This window comes from Pseudomonas bharatica, assembly GCF_048586865.1.
GTDB classification, from domain to species: domain Bacteria; phylum Pseudomonadota; class Gammaproteobacteria; order Pseudomonadales; family Pseudomonadaceae; genus Aquipseudomonas; species Aquipseudomonas bharatica.
Genome location: NZ_JBMAWR010000060.1, coordinates 1 through 757 on the forward strand (window position 1 = coordinate 1; position 757 = coordinate 757).

Consider the following 757-nt stretch of genomic DNA (forward strand, 5'->3'; position numbering starts at 1 on the left):
CGTCACCTACACCGCCTCCGTCACGGCTCCGGTTACTGGCACTCCGCTAGTTGTAACTTTGGCCAACGGCCAGTCAATCGCCATTCCGGTCAACAGCTCCAGCGGCTCGGTGGATTTCATCGCGCCGAACAACGTCCTGAATACCAACACCCCGCTGACCAACAGCATCACCGGCGTAACCGGTGGCAACTACGAAAAACTCGAAACCACCGGCACCCCGACTACGGTCGTGACTGACGACCCAGCTCGCCTGGACACCACCGGCCTGACCCTGTCCGCCACCGGCACCGTCCAGGAAGGCGGCGATATCGTCTACACCGCTCGCCTGACCAATCCGGCGGGCAGCGAGATGAAGATCACCCTCAGCAACGGGGAAGTGATCACCATCGGTAAGGGCCTGAGTGAGGGGTCTGTCACCTTCGCTGCACCTCAGAACACCGTGTATGTGGACGGCGGCAACGTCAGTGTCACCATTACTGACACCACCGGCGGCGACTTCGAACATCTGGAAGTCAGTCCAACGGCGGCGGTAACTGCCGTAACTGACAGCATCGATACCTCGACTGTCACTCTGACCGCCACCGCCAGTGCTGTTGAAGGTGGTGTGGTGACCTATACCGCCTCGGTTACTGCGCCGGTCACCGGCACGCCACTGGTCATCAGTCTCGCCAATGGCCAAAGCATCACCATCCCGGTCAACAGCTCCAGCGGTTCGGTGGATTTCATTGCGCCGAACAACGTCCTGAACACCAATACC

The 757-nt window shown here is 60.2% G+C and carries 1 protein-coding gene; it reads left to right on the forward strand.

The features are described 5' to 3' along the window. The coding region (locus tag ACKLLE_RS27120) for an immunoglobulin-like domain-containing protein (RefSeq protein ID WP_420059609.1) at positions 1–757 on the forward strand (757 nt) is incomplete at both ends.